This window comes from Burkholderia sp. HI4860, from assembly GCF_002223045.2.
In the GTDB taxonomy this organism is placed as follows: domain Bacteria; phylum Pseudomonadota; class Gammaproteobacteria; order Burkholderiales; family Burkholderiaceae; genus Burkholderia.
Genome location: NZ_NKFO02000003.1, coordinates 2227129 through 2249995, shown reverse-complemented (window position 1 = coordinate 2249995; position 22867 = coordinate 2227129). Strand labels below are relative to the sequence as shown.

Sequence of the window (22867 nt, the reverse complement as noted above, 5' to 3'; positions counted from 1 at the left end):
GGGCACCGGCCCCGGTCCCGCACGAAGCGGGACAAGATCCGGCCGTACGCCGGGCATGACCTGATTCTCGATTGATCCAGATTCATTGACAATTCCCTTCCGCTTTTACAAGCTGTCAAGTCTGACTTGACACTGAATGCTTCCGACCATTAAAGGGGCGGACCAGGAGACGCGACGCATGGACCTGAACGCGCTGACGCTGCTCGTCGAGATCCTCGATGCCGGCAATCTCAGCAAGGCCGCGCGGCGGCTCAAGATGAGCCGCGCGAACGTCAGCTACCGGCTGAACCAGCTCGAGCGCTCGATCGGCCAGCAGCTCGTGCGGCGCACGACGCGGCGCATCGAGCCGACCGAGATCGGGCTGAAGCTGTACGAGCACGGCCGGCGCATCCGCAACGAACTGCTCGCCGCGCAGGAATCGGTGACGACGCTCGGCCAGGACCTGCAGGGCCGCGTGCGGCTGTCGGTGCCGAGCGGCTACGGGCAGATGGTGATGTCCGACTGGCTGCTCGCGTTCAAGCGGCTGCATCCGGGCATCGTGCTCGACGTCGTGTTCGAGAACCGCGTGGAAGACCTAATGCGCGACGAGATCGACATCGCGGTGCGCGTGATGCCGGAGCCGCCGCAGAACCTCGTCGCGCGCGACATGGGCGCGGTGCGCTACGTCGCGTGCGCGTCGGCCGCCTTCGCGGCCGAGCACGGGATGCCGGCGAGCCTCGGCGCGTTGTCGGCCGCCCCCGTCGTCACCGCGACGGTGATGGGCCGGCAGCTCAGGATCGCCGCGTATCTCGGCGACGAGCGCCACGAGGTGCTGCTCGAGCCCACGCTGGTTTCGGAGAACTTCCTGTTCCTGCGGCAGGCGATCCTCGGCGGGATCGGCGTCGGCATCGTGCCCGACTACGTGGTGCAGGACGACATCCGGCGCGGCACGGTCGTCACGTCGCTCGACGCGTACCGGCTCAGCATCTTCGGCACGCACATGTACATGCTCTACATGCCGAACCGGCACCACACGCGCGCGACGTCGACGTTCATAGAGTTCATCCTCGAACAGGCCGGAAAGACCGGCCGGGGCGGGCCCGGCGCGCTGCGTCAGGGTTTCCTGTCGGGTGACAAGCCGCCGGGCGCGCGGCGACAATAGCGCGCCGGGGCGGGCAGCCGCGTTGCGCCGGCACCGTCGCCTCCTTCGAATTCACTGCTGCCGAGGGTTCAATGTTCGACCGGATTCGTCCGCATTCGCGCTCCTGGACGCTGCTCGCCGCCGTCGCGCTCGTCGCGTTCAACGCCGGCTGCACGTCCCCGTCCACGCCGCCGTCGGGTGCGGTGGTGCCCGTCGCCGCCGCCTCGGGCGCCGCCGTGCCGCTGCCCGGCTTCCATGCGCCCGAGTTGTCGTCCGGCTGGACCGACAAGCCGGGCTGGACCTCGCAGCACGTCATGATCGCCGCCGCGAACCCGCTCGCGACGCAGGCCGGCTTCGACATGCTGAAGGCCGGCGGCACCGCGATCGACGCGGCGATCGCCACGCAGATGGTGCTCGCGCTCGTCGAGCCGCAATCGTCGGGGATCGGCGGCGGCGCGTTCATGCTGTACTTCGACGGCAAGGCAACGCAGGCCTACGACGGCCGCGAAACCGCGCCGGCCGCTGCCACCGACCGCCTGTTCTACGGGCCGACCGGCCAGCCGATGAGCTTCTACGAAGGTGTCGTCGGCGGGCGCTCGGTCGGCACGCCGGGCGTGCTGCGCATGCTCGACGCCGCGCATCGCGCGCACGGCAAGCTGCCGTGGCGCCGGCTGTTCCAGCCGGCGATCCGGCTCGCCGAGCACGGCTTCACGATCAGCCCGCGGCTCGCGACGCTGATCGCCAATGACAAGTACCTGAAGAACGACCCGGCCGCCCGTGCGTACTTCTACAACCCGGACGGCACGCCGAAGGCGGCCGGCACGGTGCTGAAGAACCCCGCGCTCGCGACCGTGCTGCGCCAGGTCGCCGACCGCGGCGCGAACGCGTTCTACAGCGGCGCGATCGCACGCGACATCGTCACGAAGGTGCGCAAGCACCCGACCAACCCGGGCCTGCTGTCGCTGCAGGATCTCGCGCGCTACAAGGCGAAGGTGCGTGCGCCGCTGTGTGCCGACTACCGGCGCTCGGTCGTGTGCGGGATGCCGCCGCCGTCGTCGGGCGGCCTCGCGATCGCGCAGATGCTCGGCATCCTCGAAGCGATGCCCGACTGGCAGCAGATCGGCGCGCAGAAGCCGGTGCGCAACGACGTCGGCTACGAGCCGACCCCGTTCGCCGCGCACCTGTTCAGCGAAGCCGGGCGCCTCGCGTATGCGGACCGCGCGCGCTATGTCGCCGATCCCGATTTCGTGCCGCTGCCCGGTGGCAGCTGGGCGAGCCTCACCGACAAGACCTATCTCGCGCAGCGCGCGCACCTGATCGGTGACAGCAGCATGGGTGTCGCGCAGGCCGGCACGCCGCAGGGCGCGACGCTCGCGATGGCCGACGACCGCAGCCCCGAGCTGCCGTCGACGTCCGACATCGCGATCGTCGATCGCTACGGCCAGGCGCTGTCGATGACGACCAGCATCGAGGACGCGTTCGGGTCGCGGCTGATGGTGCGCGGCTTCATGCTGAACAACCAGCTCACCGATTTCTCGTTCGTGTCGAACGACAACGGCCGGCCGGTCGCGAACCGCGTGCAGGCCGGCAAGCGGCCGCGCTCGGCGATGTCGCCGGAGCTGGTGTTCGACAAGAAGACGAAGCAGGTGACGATGATCGTCGGCTCGGCCGGCGGCCCCGCGATCATCAATCACGTCGCGAAGACGCTGGTGGGCGTGCTCGACTGGGGGATGACGATGCAGCAGGCGATCGCGCTGCCGAACTTCGGGTCGATGAACGGGCCGACGCAGCTTGAACGCGGCCGCGTGTCGGAAGCACTCGCCGACGGGCTGAAGGGCCGCGGGCACGACGTGCAGGTCGTCGAGATGAATTCGGGGCTGCAGGGGATCCAGCGGCTGAACGTGCAGGGGCAGACGGTGTGGTTCGGCGGCGCGGATCCGCGGCGCGAAGGCATGGCGATGGGGGAATGAGGGTTCCCGGGCGTGGCGGCGCGGCCCGCTACGCGATGTCGTCCGGCCGCCTGGCCGTGACGACGCGTCGGCGTGCCCGACGCGTGCGGACCACTCCCTGTCCGCTCGCTCGGTTCATCCTGCGCATCGTGCTCGACGCACGCATGTGTCCCGCACCATCCGCATCAATTTCGTATTCGTCTCATCGACGGCCCTTGCGTCAATCCGTATAGTCGGCCGCTCGTATCGGCGTAGTCCTATCCAGGCAGGTCGTCGGCAGCGACGGCATGTTGCGGTCCCCCACCACAGCACCATCGCGCAGCCAACGAGCCGCCGGGACGAAGGCACGTCCGTATCGTGACGGCGCCTCGTCAGCCTGCGCCAACCCTGCGACTCAATATCCCAAATTAATAAGGACTGCGACTCATATAATGGCCAGCATCCCCCTCCGCTCTTCCGGTCGCTTGCGCCGCGCCGCTTGCGCCACCCGCCTCTCGAAACTCGCCATCGCCATTGCCGTGCTGGCACCGGGCTACGGTCAGGCCGCCGATCTGGTGCTGGAGAATCTCATCGTCAATGGTGGTACGGGCGGCACGCCCACTGCCTCGGGAGCCGGCTCGATTGCCATCGGGCCCGGTGCGAAGGCAAACGGCGAGACCGGCGGCGATTACTCGGCCATCGCGATCGGCGCGGAGGCCAGCGCCAATGGCCAAGCCACGATTGCGATCGGTGAAAGGGCCAGCGTTCACGGCGACCGGTCGAGCGCGTTCGGCGTATCGTCGAGCGTCACTGCGAACCGCGCGCTCGCGCTCGGCGCGGACACGAAAGTGACCGCGCACGATTCGGTGGCACTGGGCCAGGGCAGCGTCGCCGACCGCGCGAAGACCGTCTCGATCGGCCAGGCCGGCAACGAGCGCCAGCTCGTCAATCTCCGCGCCGGCACGAAGGATACCGACGCGGTCAACCTGTCGCAGCTCAAGCCGGTCGTCGAGGCGCTCGGCGGCGATGCCGCGATCAACGCGGACGGGAGCGTGCGCGGCCCGAACTACAAGATCGACGGCCAGTCGTTCAACGACGTCGGCAGTGCGCTGACGAATCTCGACGAACGCGCCAGGACCAACACGCAATCGATCACGACGCTCGACGGCCGTGTCACGAACATCGAAGGCGACGTCAAATCCATTCGCGTCGACGTCGACGATCTCGGCACGCGCCTCGACAACGGCGCCACCGGCCTCGTCCGGCAGGACCCCGCGAGCCTCGCGATCTCGATCGGCGCGAACAAGGGCGGCACGTCGGTAAGCCTCGCCGGTACGGACGGTACGCGCGTACTGACCGGACTGTCGAACGGCGTCGACGACACCGACGCCGTGACCATCGCGCAGTTGAAGGCGACCGGCCTGATCGACCCGAACGGCAAGCAGCTCGGTGCGCTCGTGTACGACGATCTGACACTCGCCCGCGCGACGCTCGGCGGTGTCGGCGGCACGCTGCTTGCCAACGTCGCGCCCGGCCTGATCGCAGCGGGCAGCCTGGAAGCCGTCAACGGCGGGCAGCTCTTCACGATGCAGCAGAAGATCGACTTGCTCGATACGCGCCTGACGAACTTCGAGAACGACAAACCCACGAGCCCACCGCCCGGCGGCAACCACGGCAACGACTTCGCGCAGCTCGGCGACGGCTCCGGCGCAACGGGATCGAACTCGCTTGCACTCGGGCAGAACTCGAAGGCATCCGGTGACGACAGTCTCACGCTCGGGAACAACTCGACGGCATCGGGCAACAACTCGGTCGCGCTCGGCAACAACTCCGTCGCCGATCGCGACGACACGGTCTCCGTCGGCGCACCGGGCCAGGAGCGGCAGATCACCAACGTCAAGGCCGGTACCGCGCCGACCGATGCCGTGAACGTGCAGCAGTTGCACGACCAGATCGGCAGCGTGCGTAACGACATCGACCACTATCGTCGCGACGCCAGCGGCGGCATCGCGTCCGCCGTCGCCATCGCGAACCTGCCGCAGGCGTCGCTGGCTGGCGAAAGCATGGTCTCGATCGCCGGCGGCACGTACAGCGGGCAGTCGGCCGTCGCGTTCGGCCTGTCCACCGCCACGCGCAACGGGCGCTGGGTGGTCAAGGCATCCGGTTCGACCAATACGCGCGGCACGGTTGCGGTCGGCGCCGGCGCCGGGTATCGCTGGTAAGCCGTCCTCTCGCAGTCGCCGGCATCATGCGGCAGGGGCCGGGCTTCGCTCGACGCGAAGCCCGGCCCCTCTCTCGTTCGCGGTGCGGAGCAATCGACCTGCGTCGCGCCCCGGTGCGACTCGCCGCCTATCCGCGCCCCTTCCACGGCACGATCCGCCGCTCGACCCATCGCATCGCGAGATCGAACAGCCACGCGATCGCGCCGATGATCAGGATCCCCATCACGACGATGTCGGTGCGCAGGAAGCTCGACGCGTTGAGCACCATCTGCCCGAGCCCGGCGGTCGCGGCGACCATCTCGGCCGCGACGAGCGTCGTCCAGCCGAAGCCGATCGCGATCCGCAGCCCGGTGAGAATCTCCGGCAACGCGGCCGGCAGCACGACGTGGCGCACGATCTGCGCGAAACTGCCGCCGAGCGAATACGCGGCGTTGATCTGTTCGACCGTCGCCGCGCGCACGCCGGCGCGCGCAGCCATCGCAATCGGCGCGAAACATGCGAGGAAGATCACGACGAGCTTCGCCGTTTCGTCGATGCCGAACCAGATCACGACGAGCGGCAGGTACGCGAGCGGCGGCAGCGGCCGGTAGAACTCCAGCAGCGGATCGAGCACGCCGCGCGCGACGCGGCTCACGCCCATCAGGATGCCGGCCGGCACGCCGATCACGGTCGCGAACAGGAACGCACCGAACACGCGCGCCGCACTCCACAGCAGGTGCTCGGACAACGGCAGCCCACCCTGAATGCGACCATGCCACGCATCGACGAACGCCGTCCACACGGCTTCCGGCGCGGGCAGGAACAGCGGCGGCAGCCACTGGCGATGCGTGGCGACCCACCACACCACGGCCAGCACCGCGACCGTCGCCGTGCTCAAGGCCGCCGTCTTGCCCTCCCCCGGCAACCGGTAGCGGCGCGACGATGGCGCACGACGCTCCGTCGCTCGAGCCTGCGTGCGATCACCCTGCTCGACACCTGCGGCCGTTCCGTCGGCCGTCCACGAATCCTGCGTGCTCATGCTGTCCTGCCTGTGCAAAGTGCTGATCCGACCGCGTCCGACCGACGCGCCCTGTCGCGCGAGTTCATGCATCACGCGGCCGCCTCGGCCGCTTCGTCGCGATGCAGGTACGCGATCAGCCGCTCACGCCACGCGATGAAATCCGGTGACGACTTCACCGCGCGCGCATCGCGCGATTCGACGTAACGGCGCGCGAACGGCAGTTCGAAGGTTTCCGCGATCCGGCCGGGGCCGGGCGTCATCACGACGAGACGCGTCGCGAGGAACAGCGCCTCCTCGACATCGTGCGTGATAAAGAACACCGTCTTGCCGGTACGCGCCCATACGTCGAGCACGAGCGCCTGCATCGTGCCGCGCGTCATCGCGTCGAGCGCGCCCATCGGCTCGTCCATCAGCAGCACGCGCGGGTCACTCGCGAGTGCGCGCGCGATGCCGACACGCTGCTGCATCCCGCCCGACAGCTCGTACACGCGCGCATGCGCGTGACCATCGAGCCCGACGAGCGCGAGCATCTCCCGCGCCCGCGCGGCGCGTTCGGCCTTCGACACGCGTGCGAAGCGCAGCCCGAGCGCGACGTTGTCGAGCACGTCGAGCCACGGCAGCAGCGCGTACTTCTGGAACACGACGCCGCGATCGGCGCCGGGGCCCGTGACGGGCACGCCGTCGACGCACACCTCACCGGTCGTCGGCGCGACAAAGCCGGCCATGCAGTTCAAGAGCGTCGTCTTCCCGCACCCGGACGCGCCGAGCGCGACGACGAATTCACCGGCATCGATGCGCAGGTCGACGCGCGCGAGCGCCTGCGTCGTCGGCCTGCCGCGCTCGCCCGGATAGGCAACCGATACCTGACGGACTTCCAGCGTGCTCATGCTCGGGACTCCGCGATGATCGCCGCGCTCAGCGCGCGGCCTTCTGCACGAACTGCGGATCGACGCCGGCCGAATAGTCGGCGAGCACCGTCTGGATCGTGCCTTGCGATTTGAGGAAGGTGGCAGTCGCCGCGAGCGACTTCGCAGCACCCGACTGCGCGCCGCCACCGAGCCACGTCGGCGATGCCTGCTCGGCCGCCGTCGGGAACGCATAGAGCGCGAGGCTGGCCGGCACGTCCTGTGCGTTCGCGCCCGAGACCTTCGCGACCGCCGCGACCTGCGGCGAGCCGACCGTCCACGCCGCCGCATGCGCGCGGTAGTCGGCATCGGCCGCCGCGAGCACCTTCACGAAGCGCGTGACGAACTCGGGGTTCTCGCGCGCGAACTTGCGGCTCACGACGAAGCCGTCGAAGGTCGCCTTGCCACTTTCTTTCGCAACCTGGCCGGACGTCGTCAGCACGGTGCCCGATTGCTTGACCTTCGCGAGCACCGGATCCCAGATGTAGGTCGCGTCGATGTCGCCGCGCGCCCACGCCGCCGCGACTTCGGGCGGACGCAGGTTGACGATCTTCACGTCGTTCGGATTGACGCCCGCGGCCTGCAGCGCGACGAGCGCGTGGAAATGCGACGTCGACACGAACGGCACGCCGATCTTCTTGCCCTTCAGCGCGGCGATGTTGGTGACGCCCGAGCCGTTGCGCGCGACGAGCGCCTCGGCGTCGTTGATGTTGTCGAGCACCCAGAACAGCGAGATGTCGAGCCCCTGCGACAGCCCGGCCGCGATCGGGCTCGAGCCGGCTTCGCCGAGCTGCACGGAGCCCGACGCGAGCGCGCGGATCACGTCGGCGCCGCTGTCGAGCTTGCGGAACGTGACCTTGTAGCCGGTCGCCTTTTCGACTTCACCGCTCGCCTGCGCGTAGCGCCACGGCACCACCATGTCCTGGTACGCGATCACGACTTCGCGCGTTTCGGCGTGCGCCGCGCCGAACGCGGCAAAGGCGGTCAGCGCGACGACGGCGCGGCGGATGAAGCTGAAACGGGACATGCGGCTCTCCTTCGGAATGCGGGCATTGGTGCGGGAGAGCCGACTATAGGAGCTTTGCGCGCGGCGGGAGCGAACTTATCCTGCGAAGCTATCGATGCCGTTTCAGCTTTGCTTTCCATGCTTGACCGGATTGCGCGTCCGGTCCGGTGGCGATTGTCGTGCGGGGACGCGGAACGCGTGTGTCAGCGTTCGCGGGTCGCGGGTCGCACCGGCCGGCCGAGATACCTGCGCGCCAGCTCGGTCTGCGGGTGCTCGAACGCGTCCTCTAGATCGTCGAGTTCCCGTACCGTCAAACCGATATCCGCCAATTGACCGACACGCCGCCAACTCTGAACGGCATCGAACACGCCGCCCAGCACGTCAAGCGCCTGGTCGCGCGTCAACGAAAAATGACTGCATGCATCGAGCAGCATGCCAATCGAATCGATCGGGCCCGTATCCTCGGTGAGCCACGTCTTCGATTCGCGCAGCTTGCCGGGCATCGGATTGACGTCGAAAGCCGGTGCCAACCGCCATCGTCGATTGCCGTCGTAAAGGAAGCCGAGATTCTGCAGATGGTCGTCAGTGTTCGTGATAAGGAGGTTGAACACGAGACGCCGCCAGAGCTCGCGCGCGTCATCGAGCGGCCGGGCGCCATGCTGGCGCATCGCATCGACGATCTCCGTATAGGCGTGCTCATCGTCACGGGACGCCTGCAGCATCGACGCGGCTGACAGATACGGAATACGAAGATCGTCGCCGGTGCGGTCGAACCGTTCGATGAGCGCGACGGGCGTCTCGCCCACCGTCACGCATCGCGCGCCCGCCGCATCGATACCGGCCATGCGAGCGAGACGCAGTGCCAGCACCTCGGCTCGCGTGACGTTGATCGTATCCCCGATGCTGGGAAACTTGCCGATGGCGAGCCTGCCGTTCTCGTCCAGCACCGTGCATTTCGGGCGCATACCACCCAGCGACGTACCCTTGCCCTGCAGATAGCTCAGATCGGCGGCCGTGTCGGTGCCCGCCTCGAGCGCGCGCGTGGCATCGGCGATCCGCTCGAGTTCGATGAAAGGTGGCGTGGTCCGCCGCCCGCCCTCCTCGGTCCGCAAATACCGGCCCGAACGACACAGCCTCAGTGCACCAACCCGGCTGAAGTCATCGACCGCACACAAATAATCCAGCTCGTTGAGTGGCCTGAGGTCGGGCTGGGTTCGACGCAGCTTGGCGTGCGCTCGATCGATGACGCGTCTCCCCCATGCATCGGGCTCCGTATCGGCGAGCGCGAAGTGAAAGACCGAATCCACCGCGCGCGGTGCGCGGCGGGTCTGATAGCCAGCGTGCAGCGGCAGATCCGGCGATATCTCGAAGCGATCGGGATGCGTCAACCAGCGCTCGTCATAGACGAACTGGGACAATTCGCGCCGCCCTTGACTCACATAGAGCAAGCGCCCGACCGGCAACCCGGCCGTGCCGATGTGCAAGTCCAGTGCGTCGCTGACATCCGGTTTGATCGCTTTACCGTTCATTCGCTGCTCAAAATGCGTGGGGGCTCTTCTTGGGCGTGCGAATCCGTTGGGGCAGTTGCTCGTCCATCAGCGCGAGCCCGACGTCGTCCTGTGCACTGTCGAGCAGATCGCTCAGCCGGTCGAGCTCACCGAACACCTGAAGCACGCGCGCAAGCACATGCAGTTGCATGCGCGGATCACCGGCCTCCAGTCGCTTGATCGTGCTGAGTCCTGCTCCGACACGCTCGGCCAACGCCTGCTGCGTCAACCCTCGCCGACGCCGGGCACGATTGATGTCACCACCCAGTTTCTTGAGCGTACGCTGCGCGATGACGGGCAAAGGTCGCTCAACCTTACGGTTCTCAACCGAGCCTTTATCTGACTTAATGGTTTCCATGAGACCCATTATAAGTCGACACAGCAGGATCTCAAGGGCGAGCACCCCTTAAGAGCCCCAACGAGAACCATTACCCCTTGTAACAGCTCTCATCGGATACCTTAAAGGGTATTCATTGATGGGCAATACGCTACCGCACCCAACGCGGGCACCGTCAACAGCGGGACTCTGACGTGTCGCGTCGTCCAACACTTCGTCGTCGCATACATCATCGACGGCACCCATCCGGCACACAATTCGGCCGTTTGGCCACGCTCCGCGTCCGCGCCAACAAAAAGCCCGCATCGCTGCGGGCTTCTTTTGGTTTCGCCGGAAGACGACGAAGCAACGGCGCTCAGACCACCCCGGCCCCATGCGCCTGCAGATCGGCGTGATAGCTCGAGCGCACCATCGCGCCGACGGCCGCGTGCGTGAAGCCCATCTTGTACGCCTCTTCCTCGTACATCTTGAACGTATCCGGATGCACGTACGCCCGCACCGGCAGGTGGTGCTCGGACGGCTGCAGGTACTGGCCGATCGTCAGCATGTCGACGTCGTGCGCGCGCAGGTCGCGCATCACCTGCAGGATTTCCTCTTCGGTTTCGCCGAGGCCGACCATCAGGCCCGACTTCGTCGCGACGTCCGGATGCAGCGCCTTGAAGTCCCTCAGCAGCTTCAGCGAATGCGCGTAGTCCGAACCCGGGCGCGCTTCCTTGTACAGGCGCGGCACCGTTTCGAGGTTGTGGTTCATCACGTCCGGCGGCGCGGCGTTCAGGATCGAGATCGCGCGGTCGAGGCGGCCGCGGAAGTCCGGCGTCAGGATCTCGATGCGCGTTTCCGGCGACTGCTCGCGCACTTCGCGGATGCACTCGACGAAGTGGCCGGCGCCGCCGTCGCGCAGGTCGTCGCGGTCGACGCTCGTGATCACCACATACTTGAGCTTCAGCGCGCCGATCGTGCGCGCGAGGTTCTTCGGCTCGTCCGGATCCAGCGGATCGGGGCGGCCGTGGCCGACGTCGCAGAACGGGCAGCGGCGCGTGCACTTGTCGCCCATGATCATGAACGTCGCGGTGCCCTTGCCGAAGCACTCGCCGATGTTCGGGCAGCTCGCTTCCTCGCACACCGTATGCAGGTTGTGCTCGCGCAGGATCGTCTTGATCTCGTTGAAGCGCGAGCTGCCGGTGGCCGCCTTCACGCGGATCCACTCGGGCTTCTTCAGCTTCTCGATCGGAATGACCTTGATCGGAATGCGCGCCGTCTTCGCCTGCGCCTTCTGCTTGGCGGTCGGATCGTAGGCAGGGGTCGCGGCCGAATCGGCCGGTGCGGGGGAAGCGGTAACGTCAGTCATTCGAATGTTGTTCCAGTGCCTGCGGCTTGTCGGCGGCCGCGGATGCGCCGTCGAGGTTGGCGATCAGACGGCGCACCAGCGTGTGGGCGACGTCGTTCCAGTCGGCGGCAACCTCGAGGCTCGCCATGTCGACAGTTTCCAGTCCGGCATAGCCGCACGGGTTGATCGCAAGAAACGGGCGCAGATCCATCTTCACGTTCAGGCTCAGCCCGTGATAGCTGCAGCCGTTGCGGATCTTCAGGCCGAGGGCCGCGATTTTCGCGCCTTCGTGCACGCCGGACGCCACGTAGATCCCGGGCGCGCCCGCCTTGCGGACCGAAGCGAGATTATACGCCGCGAGGGTTTCGATCACGGCCTCCTCGATCTTCGTCACCAGCGTGCGCACCATCAGCTTGCGCCGGCGCAGGTCCAGCAGCAGGTACGCGACGATCTGGCCGGGGCCGTGGTAAGTGATTTGCCCACCGCGGTCGACCTTCACGAGCGGCACGCCGCTGTCGGCCACCAGCAGGTGGGCCGGGTCACCGGCCTGGCCGAGCGTGTAGACGGGCGGGTGCTCGACCAGCCAGATCTCGTCGCCGGTGTCGGCCGTGCGCGTGTCGGTGAACGCGCGCATCGCGTCGAAGCTCGCCTCGTAGGTCTCGACGCCCCGCCACCGCACGGTGACCGGCGCGGCCGGCTGATCCGGGGACCCGGTGGGCGATGCGGAAACGGCAACAGGCGTGGACACGATGGAAACCGGCGAAACGGACATGGGCGGTAGTTTACCGAAAACCCGTGGGTCTCGCCGGCCTGGGGAGGGGGACGGATCGCCGGTATCCGTCGGAGGAAATGATGGTCAGACGGTGCGCCAGCCGTTGTGAAGCAGCGCGGACAGGCGTTCACGCAGCCGCGCCAGGCCGCCGAGCGCGACCTCCCGGGGCGGCCGCGATACCGAGAACGCCACGCACGTGCCCTCCCGGCCTTCCGCGCTGAGCCACAGCCGCTCGCCGCGGCGCAGCTTCAGCGATTCGCCGTCGACCAGGAAGTAGTCGTCGACGTCATTGCTGCGCGTCGCCCACACCGGCCCGCGCTGGACGATCAGCCGCGTGCTGCGTTGTACCTTCATCGGCACGGTTTCGCCCGCGGGGATTTCGAACGTGATGCTTGAAGAAATTTCTTGCATGATCGACTCCGCCAAAAAGTGCTTCGATGGCTACAATCGTAGTCACTTCAAGGCGTCGGACAAAACGACCAATTTTCACGTCGATGTGAGGAAAATTAGCAAATGGACCTCCGCCAGCTACCTGCGCTGAACGCGATTCGCGCGTTCGAAGCCGCCGCCCGTCACGAGAATTTCTCGCGCGCCGCCGACGAGCTGTTCGTCACGCACGGCGCGGTCAGCCACCAGGTACGCGCACTCGAGGAGGAGCTCGGCGTGCAGTTGTTCACGCGCAACGGCAAGCGGCTGTGCCTGACCGACGCCGGCATGCGCTACGCTCAGCAGATCCGCACCGCGCTGATGGTGATCGCCGATGCGACCCGCGACGTGCGCGCGAGCGACCGCGACCGGCGGCTCGTGGTGTCGATGCTGTCGTCGTTCGCCGCGCGCTTCATCACGCCGCGCATCGGCACGTTCATCGAGCGGCATCCGGAAATCGACGTCGAGCTGCAGTCGACCAACTCGCTCACCGATTTCGCGCGCGACGACGTCGACATCGCGATCCGCTTCGGTCAAGGCAACTATCCGGGGCTGCACGTCGAGCCGTTGTTCGACGAGGTGTTCTTTCCGGCGTGCGCGCCGACGCTGAACGGCGGCAAGCTGCCGCAAACGCCCGCGGATCTCGTGCACTACAACCTGCTGCGCTCGGACGACGAGCTGTGGCGGCCGTGGTTCGACGCGGCCGGGCTCAAGACGCTGACCGAGCCGAAACGGGGGATTCTGTACCAGGATTCGTCGAACCTGCTGCTGGCCGCGATCGACGGCCAGGGCATCGCGCTGGTGCGCCGCTCGCTCGCGGTGCACGACCTGCTCGACGGGCGCATCGTGCGCCTGTTCGACATCGACGGGCCGAGCCCGTGGCACTATTTTTTCGTGTGTCCGCCGCCGCTCGTGAACACGCCGCGCGTGCAGGCGTTCAGGACCTGGCTGCTTCAGGAAGTCGCCGAATACAAGCGGCTATGCGACGAGCTGGACGCGCGGCGCGCGGCGGGGAAGACCCCCGCCGAGTGCGCGCAGGAAGGAGGATGGAAAGCGCTTAGAGTACGACCTTGACCATGGGGTGGCCGGTCAGTGCGCGGTAGATGTTGTCGAGCTGTTCCTGGCTCGTCGCCCGCACGGTGATCGTGAGGCCCGTGTAATTACCGCCGCTCGACGCGCGCTCCTCGATCTTCTCGACGTCGATCTCGTTGTCGTGAACGGCGACGACCTTGAAGATCGTGTCCTTGAACTCGGGGTGCGCCTTGCCCATGATCTTGATCGGGAAATCGCACGGGAACTCCAGCAGCGACTCCTTCCGGGTATCGATTGCGCCTGACACCTCGATGGTTTTGGTCGGTTCGCTCATCATTTGCTCCGGGTTAGGTCAAACTGTTCAAACTCGCGCGCTTTCGCGCGCTGGTACGCGTCGTACAACGCCGCGAATACGGGGCCCGGCTTGCCGCCATGCACGGGCAGATCGTCGAGCGACGTGACGGGCAGCACTTCCTTCGTGGCCGACGTGATCATGATTTCGTCGGCTGCGCGCAACTCCACTTCGCTGATCTCGCGTGCGACGAACGGGATCTCGCATTCGTCCGCCAGTTCCTCGATCAGCGCGTAGCGGATCCCCTCGAGGATCTTGTTGCTGCGCGGCGGCGCGAGCAGCTCGCCGTTCTTCACGATCCACACGTTCGACGACGAGCCTTCCGTCAGGTTGCCGTCGCGCAGCTGCAGCGTCTCGAACGCATCGCGCTCGGCCGCATGCTGCGCCATCAGCACGTTGCCGAGCAGCGAGATCGACTTGATGTCGCAATGCAGCCAGCGACGATCCTCGGCCGTCACGCAGCGCACGCCCTTCGCACGCTCCTCTTCCGACGGCAGGCGCAGCGGGCTCGTCATCGCGAACACCGTCGGCACCGCGTTCGCCGGGAACGCGTGGCCGCGCTTCGCGACACCGCGCGTCACCTGCAGGTAGACGAGCGCGTTGCCATCGCCGAGCCCTTCGGCATTCGCCGCGACCACGCGCTCGATCAACGCCCGCCAGCCCGCGTCGTCGTGCGGGCTCGCGATGCCGATCTTCTTCAGGCTGCGCTCGAGCCGTGCCAGATGCTGCTCGATCCGGAACGGCACGTGCGCGCCGTCGTGCGCATAAACGGGGACAACTTCATACACGCCGTCGCCGAAGATGAACCCGCGGTCGAGCACCGGTACACGGGCTTCCGACAGCGGCACCATTTCCTCCTGCGACGAGACGCTGAGGTAGACGATCGGTTCGAATTCGGCTTGGCTCATAGCTATGTCAGATGGGGATGAAGTCGCGAAAACAAAGGCCCGTCGTGCTTACTTCTTCTTGCTGAACATCAGCAGGATCGAGTCCCAGATACGCCCGAAGATACCCGCTTCCGGCACGGCCTGCAGTGCGACGACCGGGAATTCCGACAGCGTCTTGCCGTCGGCGACGATCTTCACGGTGCCGACCTGCTGGCCTTCCGCGAGCGGCGCGATCAGCGGCGCGTTGACGTCGACTTCCGTCTTGATCTTGTCGCCGAGGCCGCGCGGCACGGTCGCCCACTGGTCGGCCTTCACGCCGACCTGCACGGTGTTGTCCTTGCCCTTGTAGATGCGCGGCGTCGACATCGCCTGGCCGCCCTTGAACAGGCGCACCGAATCGAACGCGCTGTAGCCGTAGTTCAGCATCTTCATGCTGTCCTGCGTGCGCTCGCTTTCCTTCTGCTCGCCCATCATCACCGACACCAGGCGGCGCTGGCCGTCCACGCCCGGGATCGCGCGCTTCGCCGACGCGATCAGGCAGTAGCCGGCCGCTTGCGTATGGCCCGTCTTCAGGCCGTCGACCGTCGGGTCGAGCCACAGCAGGCGGTTGCGGTTGCCCTGGCGGATGTTGTTGTACTTGAATTCCTTCTCCGAGAAGATGCTGTAGTACTGCGGAAAATCGCGGATCAGGTGGGCGGACAGCTTCGCGAGGTCGCCGGCCGTGGTGTAGTGGTTCGGGTCGGGCATGCCGTTCACGTCGGCGAAGTGCGTGCCCTTCATGCCGAGGCGCTGCGCCTCGTCGTTCATCAGCGTGACGAACTGCCCTTCGCTGCCGCCGACGAGTTCGGCCAGCGCGATCGCGGCGTCGTTGCCCGACTGGATGATCATCCCGTACACGAGGTCGTGCACCGACACCGGCTTGTTCGCCTCGATGAACATGCGCGACTCGTCGCGGCCGACGCGGCGCACGGCTTCGCTCGGCGTGATGATCTGCTCCATCGAGATCTTCTTCTTGTCGAGCGCCTCGAACACGAGGTACGCCGTCATCAGCTTCGTCAGCGACGCGGGCTCGACGCGCTCATCGGCATTGCCCGACGCGAGCACCGTGTTGCTGGTCGCATCGACGAGCACCCACGAACGCGCATTCACGCCCGGCGGCGGCACCGCGCCCGGCATGTAGGTCGCGGGCGCGCCGGTGAACTGCTCGGTGGCGGCCGGCGCCGCATGCGCGGCCTTGGCCTTGGCGGCCGGCTTCGCCTCGGCGACGACGATCGTCGAGGCGAGCGCGACGGGCAGCATCACGCCGAGCGCGACGTTGCGCGCGGCGGTGCCGAAGGCGATGGAGGAAGCGAGGGACTTGAGGCCTTGGGGAGACAGACGCATGATCGATTCAGGCTGATGGCAGAAAGTGCGGTGCGAAACGCGCAGGGTTGAACGGCAAGGCGGCGGGCGTTTCGGGCACTCGCCCGACATCATCGGGCGACGCGAAACGCGCCGGTTGGACTCGTGCGGACGCGTTCGGTTCGCGGCCGTCGCGAGCGGGCGGACAGGCGGCGAAACGAGCGCCGCAATGCGCCCAGCCGGGCCGCGGGCGACGCGGAATCCGGCCATTATACGTGGGCGCGCAGCGCGTTTTCGCGAACCTGGCGCCGGACAGTTGCGCATCCGCATCGGGCGCGGGGTGACGACAAGCTGCCCGTCATCGCACGCGAAGGGGTGCGAAAGGCATGCGCAGGCGAGGCGGAAGTGAGGCGGCGCCGCACGGCGCGGCGCGATGTCGCGTGGGGGAACGCGCGTCCGGCGCGTGCCAGGAGATCCTGGGTGAGACGCGACGCGGGTGCCGGCGTTACGCCCGCACCCGCGCACTGGCTAGCGCCACGCGTCGACGATGATGCGCTTCAGCACGTGCAGCTTGCGATGCAGGAAATGCTCGGCGCCGGGGATCACGACGACCGGCAGTTCCTGCGGCCGCGCCCAGTCGTACACGGAAGCGATCGGCACCGTGTCGTCGGTTTCGCCGTGGATCACGAGCGTGTTCTCCGGCACGTCGGCCACCTGCCAGCGGCTCGCGGCCGTGCCGACGAACACCATCCGCTCGATCGTCTCGCCCGCGTCGCGCAGCCGCTTCGCGACGTGCGACAGCACGAAGGTGCCGAACGAGAAGCCGGCGAGCACGAGCGGCAGGTCCGCATACGCGGGCTGCGCGCGCATGTGCGCGAGCACCGCGAGCAGGTCGTCGGCTTCGCCGGTGCCGTTGTCGTGCACGCCTTCGGTCGCGCCGACGCCGCGGAAGTTCGACCGGAACACGACGTAGTTCAGCTGCACGAGCGTGCGCGCGAGGGTTTGCGCGACCTTGTTGTCCATCGTGCCGCCGAACAGCGGATGCGGATGCGCGACGAGCGCGATGCCGCGCGGCGCGGCGCCGCTTTCGCGCACGGCGTCGGGGAGGTCGACGGCGATTTCGATCTGCCCGACCGGGCCCGCGATCAGCGACTTCTGCGTATGAACGTTCATTGCGCCGGCCCGCTCAGATCTTCAGGCGGTCGACGACCTTGCCGTCGCGCAGGTGCGATTCGACGATCTCGTCGATGTCGGCCTGGTCGACGTACGTGTACCACGTGCCTTCCGGATACACGACCATCACGGGCCCTTCCTCGCAGCGGTCGAGGCAGCCGGCCTTGTTGATGCGGACCTTGCCGGGCCCAGAGAGACCGAGTTCCTTCACGCGCTTTTTCGCGTATTCCTGCATGGTCTGCGCGTCGCATTGCGCACAGCTCGGGCGTTCGGCGCCCGGTTCGCGCTGGTTCAGGCAGAAGAAGACGTGGTGCTGGTAGTAGGAATCCATGATGGTGACGAGCGGCGCGGCGCGAGGCCGTGCGGAAAGAGGAGCGGTTGCCGCCGCGCGGGGCAGCGGCGGGTTCGGACGATTATAGCGACCGGCGCACGCCGCTGCCTGCGATACCGCCGCCGCGCCACATCAGCCCCCGCGTCAGCGGCGCAGCACGGCCGGCAGCCACGCATGCTCGACGCGCTGGCCGAGCCAGATCAGCGCCGCGTAGGGCCAGATCCATGCGAGCCAGCGCGCGAGGCTGTTGAAGTGCACGTAGCGGCCCTGCCGCCAGCCCGACAGCGTGAAGTCGAAGAACGGATTGACCGGCAGCAGGTTCACGAGCGCCACGCCGGCCAGCAGCGCGAGCACCGCAAGCGTCGCGCGCCAGGTCGCCGGCACGTGCAGCGCAACGAGCGCGGCCGCGAACCCGAGCTCGATCCCGAGCCGTGCGCCGGGCGTCGCCCACACGACGACGAGGCCGGTGGCCGACTGCATGAAGGTCGCGGCCGCCTTCAGCACGAGTGTCGCGACGACGAGGGCGATCAGGAGCCGGATGCGCGGCGCGCGCGGCCGCATCGCGAGCGACGCGATCGTCAGCGCGGCGAACAGCATCAACCCGCCGAGCGCGGCTTCCCAACCGGAGTCGGACAGCCAGCCGTCGACGCGCTCCGGCCATTCGCCCACGCGCCACGCGGCCGGCAGCCACGCGAGCAGCGCGTCCTGCATCGACACGTCGGCGCGCTCCCACAGCGCGGCCGGCCAGTCGCCGATGCCGAACAGGAACGGCGACGGAAACAGGATCGCGAACGGCCACAGCCCGGCGAGCAGCAGCGGCGTCGCGCCGTCGTCCTCGAACCACGCGAAGCGCAGCCGGCGCAGCGCGCCGCGATCGAGCAGCGCACCGGTGGCCGGCGCGACGAGCGCCGCGCCCAGCAGCGCGCCGAGCGCGTTGGCCGCGAGATCGAGATTCGACGCGACGCGCGTCGGCAGGTAGGTTTGCAGCGCTTCCATCGTGCCCGACAGCAGCACGCCGAGCCCGGCCGCGATCAGCGTCGCGGCCACGCCGCGCCAGCGCGGGTGCAGCGCGAGCACGGCAAGCGCGCCGAACGGCATGTAGCCGAGCACGTTCGTGACCACGTCGAATGCGGTCACGTAGCGCTGCATCGGCGCGAACAGGTAGTCAAACGGCCCGATGCCGAGCGACATCCAGCCTGAGAACGGATACAGCGATGCGTAGACGATGAGGGCCGCATAAGCGGCAAAGGCCTGCCGCGCGAGCGGCGATGCGCGAGGGGTGCCGGTCGCGCTCATCGCGGCTGCACGGCACGCGTCACGGCGTGCCCGCGTACGCCTGCATGCCGACCCACGCGGCGATCTGCGACACGAGCTGGTCGCTCGCCGTCGCGAGCGCGCGGGCGCCGCCCGCCGCGTCCGGCGTGCTGGACGGCGCGCGTGCCACGAACGTGCGCTGGCCGAGCACCTTGCCGTCCAGCATCAGCGTCGCGCGCGCGGTCACGGCGCCGTGACTCTGCGACTGGCCGTCGAACACCTGTTCGAATTCGTTCAGGTCGACCTTGAGCGTCGGCGCGCGCACGCCGTCGGAGCCTTCGAGCACCGTGCCGCGCGACGACAGCGCGCCGCGCAGCCGCTGCGTGAGCAGTTGCGCGGGCGGCGCGGTCCAGCGGCTGTCGCGATAGACGGCCACGTGCTGCGCGTCCACGTACGCGAGGCGGTACGCGAATTTGTCGGAGTCGAGCGCGTCGGGCGCGGCGACGTCGAGCACCTTCAGCGCGGGGCCCGGGCCTGCGGTCACGGCCGACGTGGCCGGCCCGAGGTCGTAGCGGACATTCGACAGCACCGCGCTGTTGCCGGCGCAGCCGGCCGCGAGCGACAGCGTCAGCACGGCGAGCGCGGCCGCGGCGGGACGCAGCGCGCGGTCAAGGATTCGTGGCATGGCGTGTTCCTGCATGATGTTTCCGGTTTCGATGGGTGTCACTGCCCGGCCGTCGCACCCGGCCAGACGAAGCCGGGCTCGCCGGGCCCCGGCGCCGCGCCGGGCGAACCGAACAACAGACTGCGCGGATTGCGGCCAAGTTCACCGGCCACGTCCTTCAATTGCCGCGAGGCGTCGCCGACGTTGCCGGCGAGCGCGTTGAAACGCGGCAGCGTGTCGTACTGCACACGCGCGTTGAGACCGTTCAGCGCGACGCTGATCTGCTCGGCGGCCGTGCCGGCCTTGTTCAGGTTCGACGCGAGCGGCCCATTCGGCTGCAGCAGCGTGTTCGCCGACGCCATCGCGCGATTCACCTCGTGCATCGTTTCCGGCAGCGCGGTGACCGCCGGGCCGAGCTGCTTCGTCAGCGTGGCGGCGCCATCGGCCGCGTGCTGCAGGCTTTCGGCGGTCGCACGCAGTTGCTCGCGCATCTCGGGCGACATCAGCGCATTCGCGCTCTTCGCGGCCAGTTCGAGCTGCCGCAGCAGCACGTCGCCGCGCTCCTGGATCTGGTCGAACAGGCTCGGCCGCATCGGGATCTGCGCGATCGCCTTCGTCGACGACGGCAGCGGCGCGAGATCGCGACCCGTGTCCTCGAGCTGCACGAACGCGATGCCCGTCACGCCCTGGAAGCCGAGGCTGCCGTAGGTCGACTGCGTGATCGGCGCGTCGTGGTCGACGAGGATGCGGATCCGGATCTGGCCCGGGTGCGCGCGATCGAAGCCGATCGACTGCACCTTGCCGACGTCGAGGCCGCGAAAGCGCACGGCCGCGTCCGGGAACAGCCCCGTCACGTTGGTGCGCGCGAGCAGGTCGTACGGCACGCGCACGGTGCGGTCGACGTTGAACCAGAACACGGTGCCCGCGATCGCGAGCGTCAGCGCGATCGTGAACAGGCCGGCCCAGAACGCATGTGATTTGTTTTCCATTCGCGGATTCCTTCGTGCCTACAGCTCGACGCTCGACAGCGCCGGTTCGAGGGCCGCCTTCGGCAGCTTCGCGCGCCGCTCGGGCGGCAGCTTCGCGCGCCGCTCGGGCGGCAGCGCCTGCAATGCGCGGCGCCCGCGCAGCCCCAGGAAATATTCGTGGATGAACGGATGGTCGACGTTCGCGGCCTCCTCGACCGGCGCGGCGACCAGCACCTTGCGATCGGCCAGCACCGCGACGCGCGTCGACAGCGCGACCATCGTGTCGAGATCGTGCGTCACCATCACGACGGTCAGTCCGAGCGTGCGGTGCAGCGTCGCGATCAGCTCGACGAATTCGTCGGACGCCTGCGGATCGAGGCCGGCCGTCGGCTCGTCGAGGAACAGCAGCTCGGGCTCGAGCGCGATCGCGCGTGCGATGCCCACCCGCTTGACCATCCCGCCCGACAGCGCGGCCGGCATCTTCGACGCGTGCTTGCACGGCAGCCCGACCATCTCGAGCTTCAGCATCACGATGTCGTGCAGCAGGTCCGGCGGCACGCGGCCGAGCTCGCGCAACGGCTGCGCGACGTTGTCGAACACCGTCATCGACGAGAACAGTGCGCCCTGCTGGAACAGCATCCCGGAGCGCGTGCGCATCATCCGCGCGCTCGCGTCGTCGATCGTCGCCGTGTCCTCGCCGAATACCTTGATCGTGCCCGACGTCGGCCGCTCGAGGCCGAGGATCTGCCGCACGAGCGTGGTCTTGCCCGAGCCCGAGCCGCCGACGATCGACACGATCTCGCCGCGCCGCACGTCGAAGTCGAGCTTCTGGTGAACGATGTTGCGCCCGTAGCGCTTGGTCAGGTTGCGCACCTCGATCACGAGGTCGCCGCCGTCGGCCGCCGCGGCCGGCCCGTTGCCCGCCGACCCGGCGCCGATGGCCGCGGCGTGCACGGTCGTTTCGTTCGATGCGTTCATCCGAGCCCCACGTTCTGGAACAGGATCGCGAACACCGCGTCGGCGAGGATCACGACCGTGATCGACGTCACGACCGACGTGGTCGTGCCTTCGCCAAGGCTCTGCGAGTTCGCCTTGATCCGGAAGCCGAAATGGCAGGCGACCAGCGCGATCAGCATGCCGAACACGACGCCCTTGCCCACCCCGATGTACAGGTTCGCGATCGGCACGACGCCCGGCAGCGAGCGCACGAAATAGTTGACGTCGATGCCGAGCACGAGCTTCGCGGCAAGCGCGCCGCCCGTCAGCGCGATGATGTTGGTCCACATCACGAGCAGCGGCATCGCGATGCCGAGCGCGAGCACGCGCGGCAGGATCAGCCGCAGCCCGTGCGGGATGCCCATCACGCGCATCGCGTCGAGCTCCTCGGTCACGCGCATCACGCCGATCTGCGCGGTGATCGCCGAGCCCGAGCGGCCGGCAACGAGAATCGCCGACAGCACCGGGCCGAGCTCGCGGATCACCGACAGCCCGAGGATGTTCACGATGTAGCGGTTCGCGCCGAACATCTGCAGCTGCTGCGCGGACAGGTAGCTGAGCACGATGCCGATCAGGAACGCGACGAGCGCGGTGATCGGCAGCGCCTGCGCGCCGGCGCTGTAGATGTTCGCCGAGGTTTCCTTCCAAGGCATCGTCTTCGGGCGGCGCAGCACCGACAATGCATCGAGGATCACGAGGCCGAACATCGCGATACCGCCCTTCAGGTGTTCGCCGAACGCGAACAGCATGAAGCCGAGGCGCGTGATCGGGCCGAAGCGCACCACCCGCTCGGGCGCCTCGCGCGCGCTGTCGAGCCGCTCGATGCGCTCGAAGATCGTGCGCTGCGTGGTGCTCAGCGCGACGCCGGCCGGCAGCTTGCGGCCCCACACGCGCCACAGCGCCTGGCCGCCGACGTGGTCGAGCCGCTCGATGCCGGACAGATCCCATTCGCTCACGCGCCCGGACGCGATGCTCGCGATACGGCGCGCCACCGCGCCGCGATTGCGTGCAAGCGCGAGCGCGGTCCACTGGCCGGTCAGGCGCACCGTCTGGCCCTGGCCGCCGGCGTCGACCGACAGGCCGGGAGGAGTCTCGAAGTCCAAGGGCAGGTTGTTTGCAAAAAGGTGACAGCGGCCATTGTAGCGAACCGCCCGGAGACGCGACGTGAGGATTTCCGTGCGGCGCCCGGCCGCGGGCGACGGGCGGCGCGACTGGCCGGGAACGCCCGCCCGGGGGCCGCGTGGAAGCCGCCGCCCCCGGGCCCGTTGCCGGCTTCGTC

The 22867-nt window shown here is 68.1% G+C and carries 22 protein-coding genes; 4 read left to right on the top strand and 18 right to left on the bottom strand.

Translation table 11 applies throughout. From position 1 onward, the window contains the following. Nucleotides 1-178 precede the first annotated feature (178 nt). The 3 genes from CFB34_RS25710 to CFB34_RS25700 all read left to right on the top strand — a co-directional run bounded on the left by CFB34_RS25710 (nt 179) and on the right by CFB34_RS25700 (nt 5270). On the top strand, nt 179-1141 hold the full coding sequence (locus CFB34_RS25710) for a LysR family transcriptional regulator (RefSeq protein WP_089441096.1): 963 nt from the start codon (nt 179-181) through the stop codon (nt 1139-1141). Nucleotides 1142-1212: 71 nt separating this feature from the next. Beyond that, nucleotides 1213-3090: a gamma-glutamyltransferase gene (ggt, locus tag CFB34_RS25705; protein WP_089441097.1), complete on the top strand. Its 1878-nt coding sequence runs from the start codon at nt 1213-1215 to the stop codon at nt 3088-3090. A gap of 497 nt (nt 3091-3587) precedes the next feature. After that, the gene (locus CFB34_RS25700; RefSeq protein ID WP_242808703.1) at nt 3588-5270 is read left to right on the top strand and encodes a YadA-like family protein; all 1683 of its coding nucleotides are present in this window, start codon (nt 3588-3590) and stop codon (nt 5268-5270) included. Between the two features lie 127 nt (nt 5271-5397). Here CFB34_RS25700 and CFB34_RS25695 read toward each other — a convergent pair whose 3' ends face one another. From CFB34_RS25695 to CFB34_RS25660, 8 genes are all read right to left on the bottom strand, one after another. Further along, complete coding sequence (locus CFB34_RS25695; protein ID WP_089441099.1) at nt 5398-6360, bottom strand: ABC transporter permease subunit; 963 nt, start codon at nt 6358-6360, stop codon at nt 5398-5400. After that, a complete protein-coding gene (locus CFB34_RS25690) occupies nt 6360-7157 on the bottom strand; it encodes an ABC transporter ATP-binding protein (RefSeq protein ID WP_089426414.1) in 798 nt (265 codons plus the stop codon). The genes CFB34_RS25695 and CFB34_RS25690 overlap by 1 nt, the downstream gene beginning before the upstream one ends. Nucleotides 7158-7185: 28 nt before the next feature. Next, nucleotides 7186-8202, bottom strand: coding sequence for a taurine ABC transporter substrate-binding protein (tauA, locus tag CFB34_RS25685; RefSeq protein ID WP_089441100.1), 1017 nt, complete (start codon nt 8200-8202; stop codon nt 7186-7188). A gap of 182 nt (nt 8203-8384) precedes the next feature. Further along, nucleotides 8385-9710, bottom strand: a complete 1326-nt coding sequence (locus CFB34_RS25680; RefSeq protein WP_089441101.1) for a type II toxin-antitoxin system HipA family toxin — start codon at nt 9708-9710, stop codon at nt 8385-8387. Nucleotides 9711-9717: 7 nt separating this feature from the next. After that, on the bottom strand, nt 9718-10086 hold the full coding sequence (locus CFB34_RS25675) for a helix-turn-helix transcriptional regulator (RefSeq protein ID WP_089441333.1): 369 nt from the start codon (nt 10084-10086) through the stop codon (nt 9718-9720). 334 nt (nt 10087-10420) lie between these two features. Further along, nucleotides 10421-11413 carry a lipoyl synthase gene (lipA, locus tag CFB34_RS25670; RefSeq protein ID WP_089441102.1) on the bottom strand — a complete coding sequence of 331 codons (993 nt, stop codon included), beginning with the start codon at nt 11411-11413 and terminating at the stop codon, nt 10421-10423. After that, nucleotides 11406-12164, bottom strand: coding sequence for a lipoyl(octanoyl) transferase LipB (lipB, locus tag CFB34_RS25665; RefSeq protein WP_089441103.1), 759 nt, complete (start codon nt 12162-12164; stop codon nt 11406-11408). Before lipB ends, lipA begins: the two co-directional genes overlap by 8 nt. 84 nt (nt 12165-12248) lie before the next feature. After that, nucleotides 12249-12575 (bottom strand): DUF2917 domain-containing protein, encoded by a 327-nt coding sequence (locus tag CFB34_RS25660; protein ID WP_089441334.1) that lies wholly within the window; start codon nt 12573-12575, stop codon nt 12249-12251. A gap of 102 nt (nt 12576-12677) precedes the next feature. Here CFB34_RS25660 and CFB34_RS25655 point away from each other — a divergent pair, with 102 nt between their 5' ends. Then, nucleotides 12678-13664 (top strand): transcriptional regulator GcvA, encoded by a 987-nt coding sequence (locus CFB34_RS25655; protein WP_089441104.1) that lies wholly within the window; start codon nt 12678-12680, stop codon nt 13662-13664. On the opposite strand, the gene CFB34_RS25650 is transcribed toward CFB34_RS25655, so the two are convergent. The 10 genes from CFB34_RS25650 to CFB34_RS25605 all read right to left on the bottom strand — a co-directional run bounded on the left by CFB34_RS25650 (nt 13648) and on the right by CFB34_RS25605 (nt 22691). Further along, nucleotides 13648-13956, bottom strand: coding sequence for a YbeD family protein (locus tag CFB34_RS25650; RefSeq protein WP_089441105.1), 309 nt, complete (start codon nt 13954-13956; stop codon nt 13648-13650). The genes CFB34_RS25655 and CFB34_RS25650 overlap by 17 nt on opposite strands. Beyond that, on the bottom strand, nt 13956-14882 hold the full coding sequence (locus tag CFB34_RS25645; protein WP_089441106.1) for a D-amino acid aminotransferase: 927 nt from the start codon (nt 14880-14882) through the stop codon (nt 13956-13958). The genes CFB34_RS25650 and CFB34_RS25645 overlap by 1 nt, the downstream gene beginning before the upstream one ends. Nucleotides 14883-14930: 48 nt before the next feature. Continuing rightward, nucleotides 14931-16244, bottom strand: a complete 1314-nt coding sequence (locus CFB34_RS25640; protein WP_089441107.1) for a D-alanyl-D-alanine carboxypeptidase family protein — start codon at nt 16242-16244, stop codon at nt 14931-14933. A gap of 486 nt (nt 16245-16730) precedes the next feature. Then, nucleotides 16731-17375 carry an alpha/beta hydrolase gene (locus tag CFB34_RS25635; RefSeq protein ID WP_034198940.1) on the bottom strand — a complete coding sequence of 215 codons (645 nt, stop codon included), beginning with the start codon at nt 17373-17375 and terminating at the stop codon, nt 16731-16733. Nucleotides 17376-17388: 13 nt separating this feature from the next. Then, on the bottom strand, nt 17389-17706 hold the full coding sequence (locus CFB34_RS25630) for an NAD(P)H-dependent oxidoreductase subunit E (protein ID WP_089441108.1): 318 nt from the start codon (nt 17704-17706) through the stop codon (nt 17389-17391). 144 nt (nt 17707-17850) lie between these two features. Further along, nucleotides 17851-19002, bottom strand: coding sequence for a VanZ family protein (locus CFB34_RS25625; protein ID WP_089441109.1), 1152 nt, complete (start codon nt 19000-19002; stop codon nt 17851-17853). Nucleotides 19003-19021: 19 nt separating this feature from the next. Then, on the bottom strand, nt 19022-19645 hold the full coding sequence (locus CFB34_RS25620; RefSeq protein WP_089441335.1) for a PqiC family protein: 624 nt from the start codon (nt 19643-19645) through the stop codon (nt 19022-19024). A gap of 38 nt (nt 19646-19683) precedes the next feature. Next, on the bottom strand, nt 19684-20613 hold the full coding sequence (locus tag CFB34_RS25615; protein ID WP_089441110.1) for an MlaD family protein: 930 nt from the start codon (nt 20611-20613) through the stop codon (nt 19684-19686). An 18-nt stretch (nt 20614-20631) separates the two neighbouring features. Next, complete coding sequence (locus tag CFB34_RS25610) at nt 20632-21570, bottom strand: ABC transporter ATP-binding protein (RefSeq protein WP_089441111.1); 939 nt, start codon at nt 21568-21570, stop codon at nt 20632-20634. Next, entirely contained in the window at nt 21567-22691 is a 1125-nt protein-coding gene (locus CFB34_RS25605; protein ID WP_089441112.1) for an ABC transporter permease, read from the bottom strand. Before CFB34_RS25605 ends, CFB34_RS25610 begins: the two co-directional genes overlap by 4 nt. Nucleotides 22692-22867: the final 176 nt, after the last annotated feature.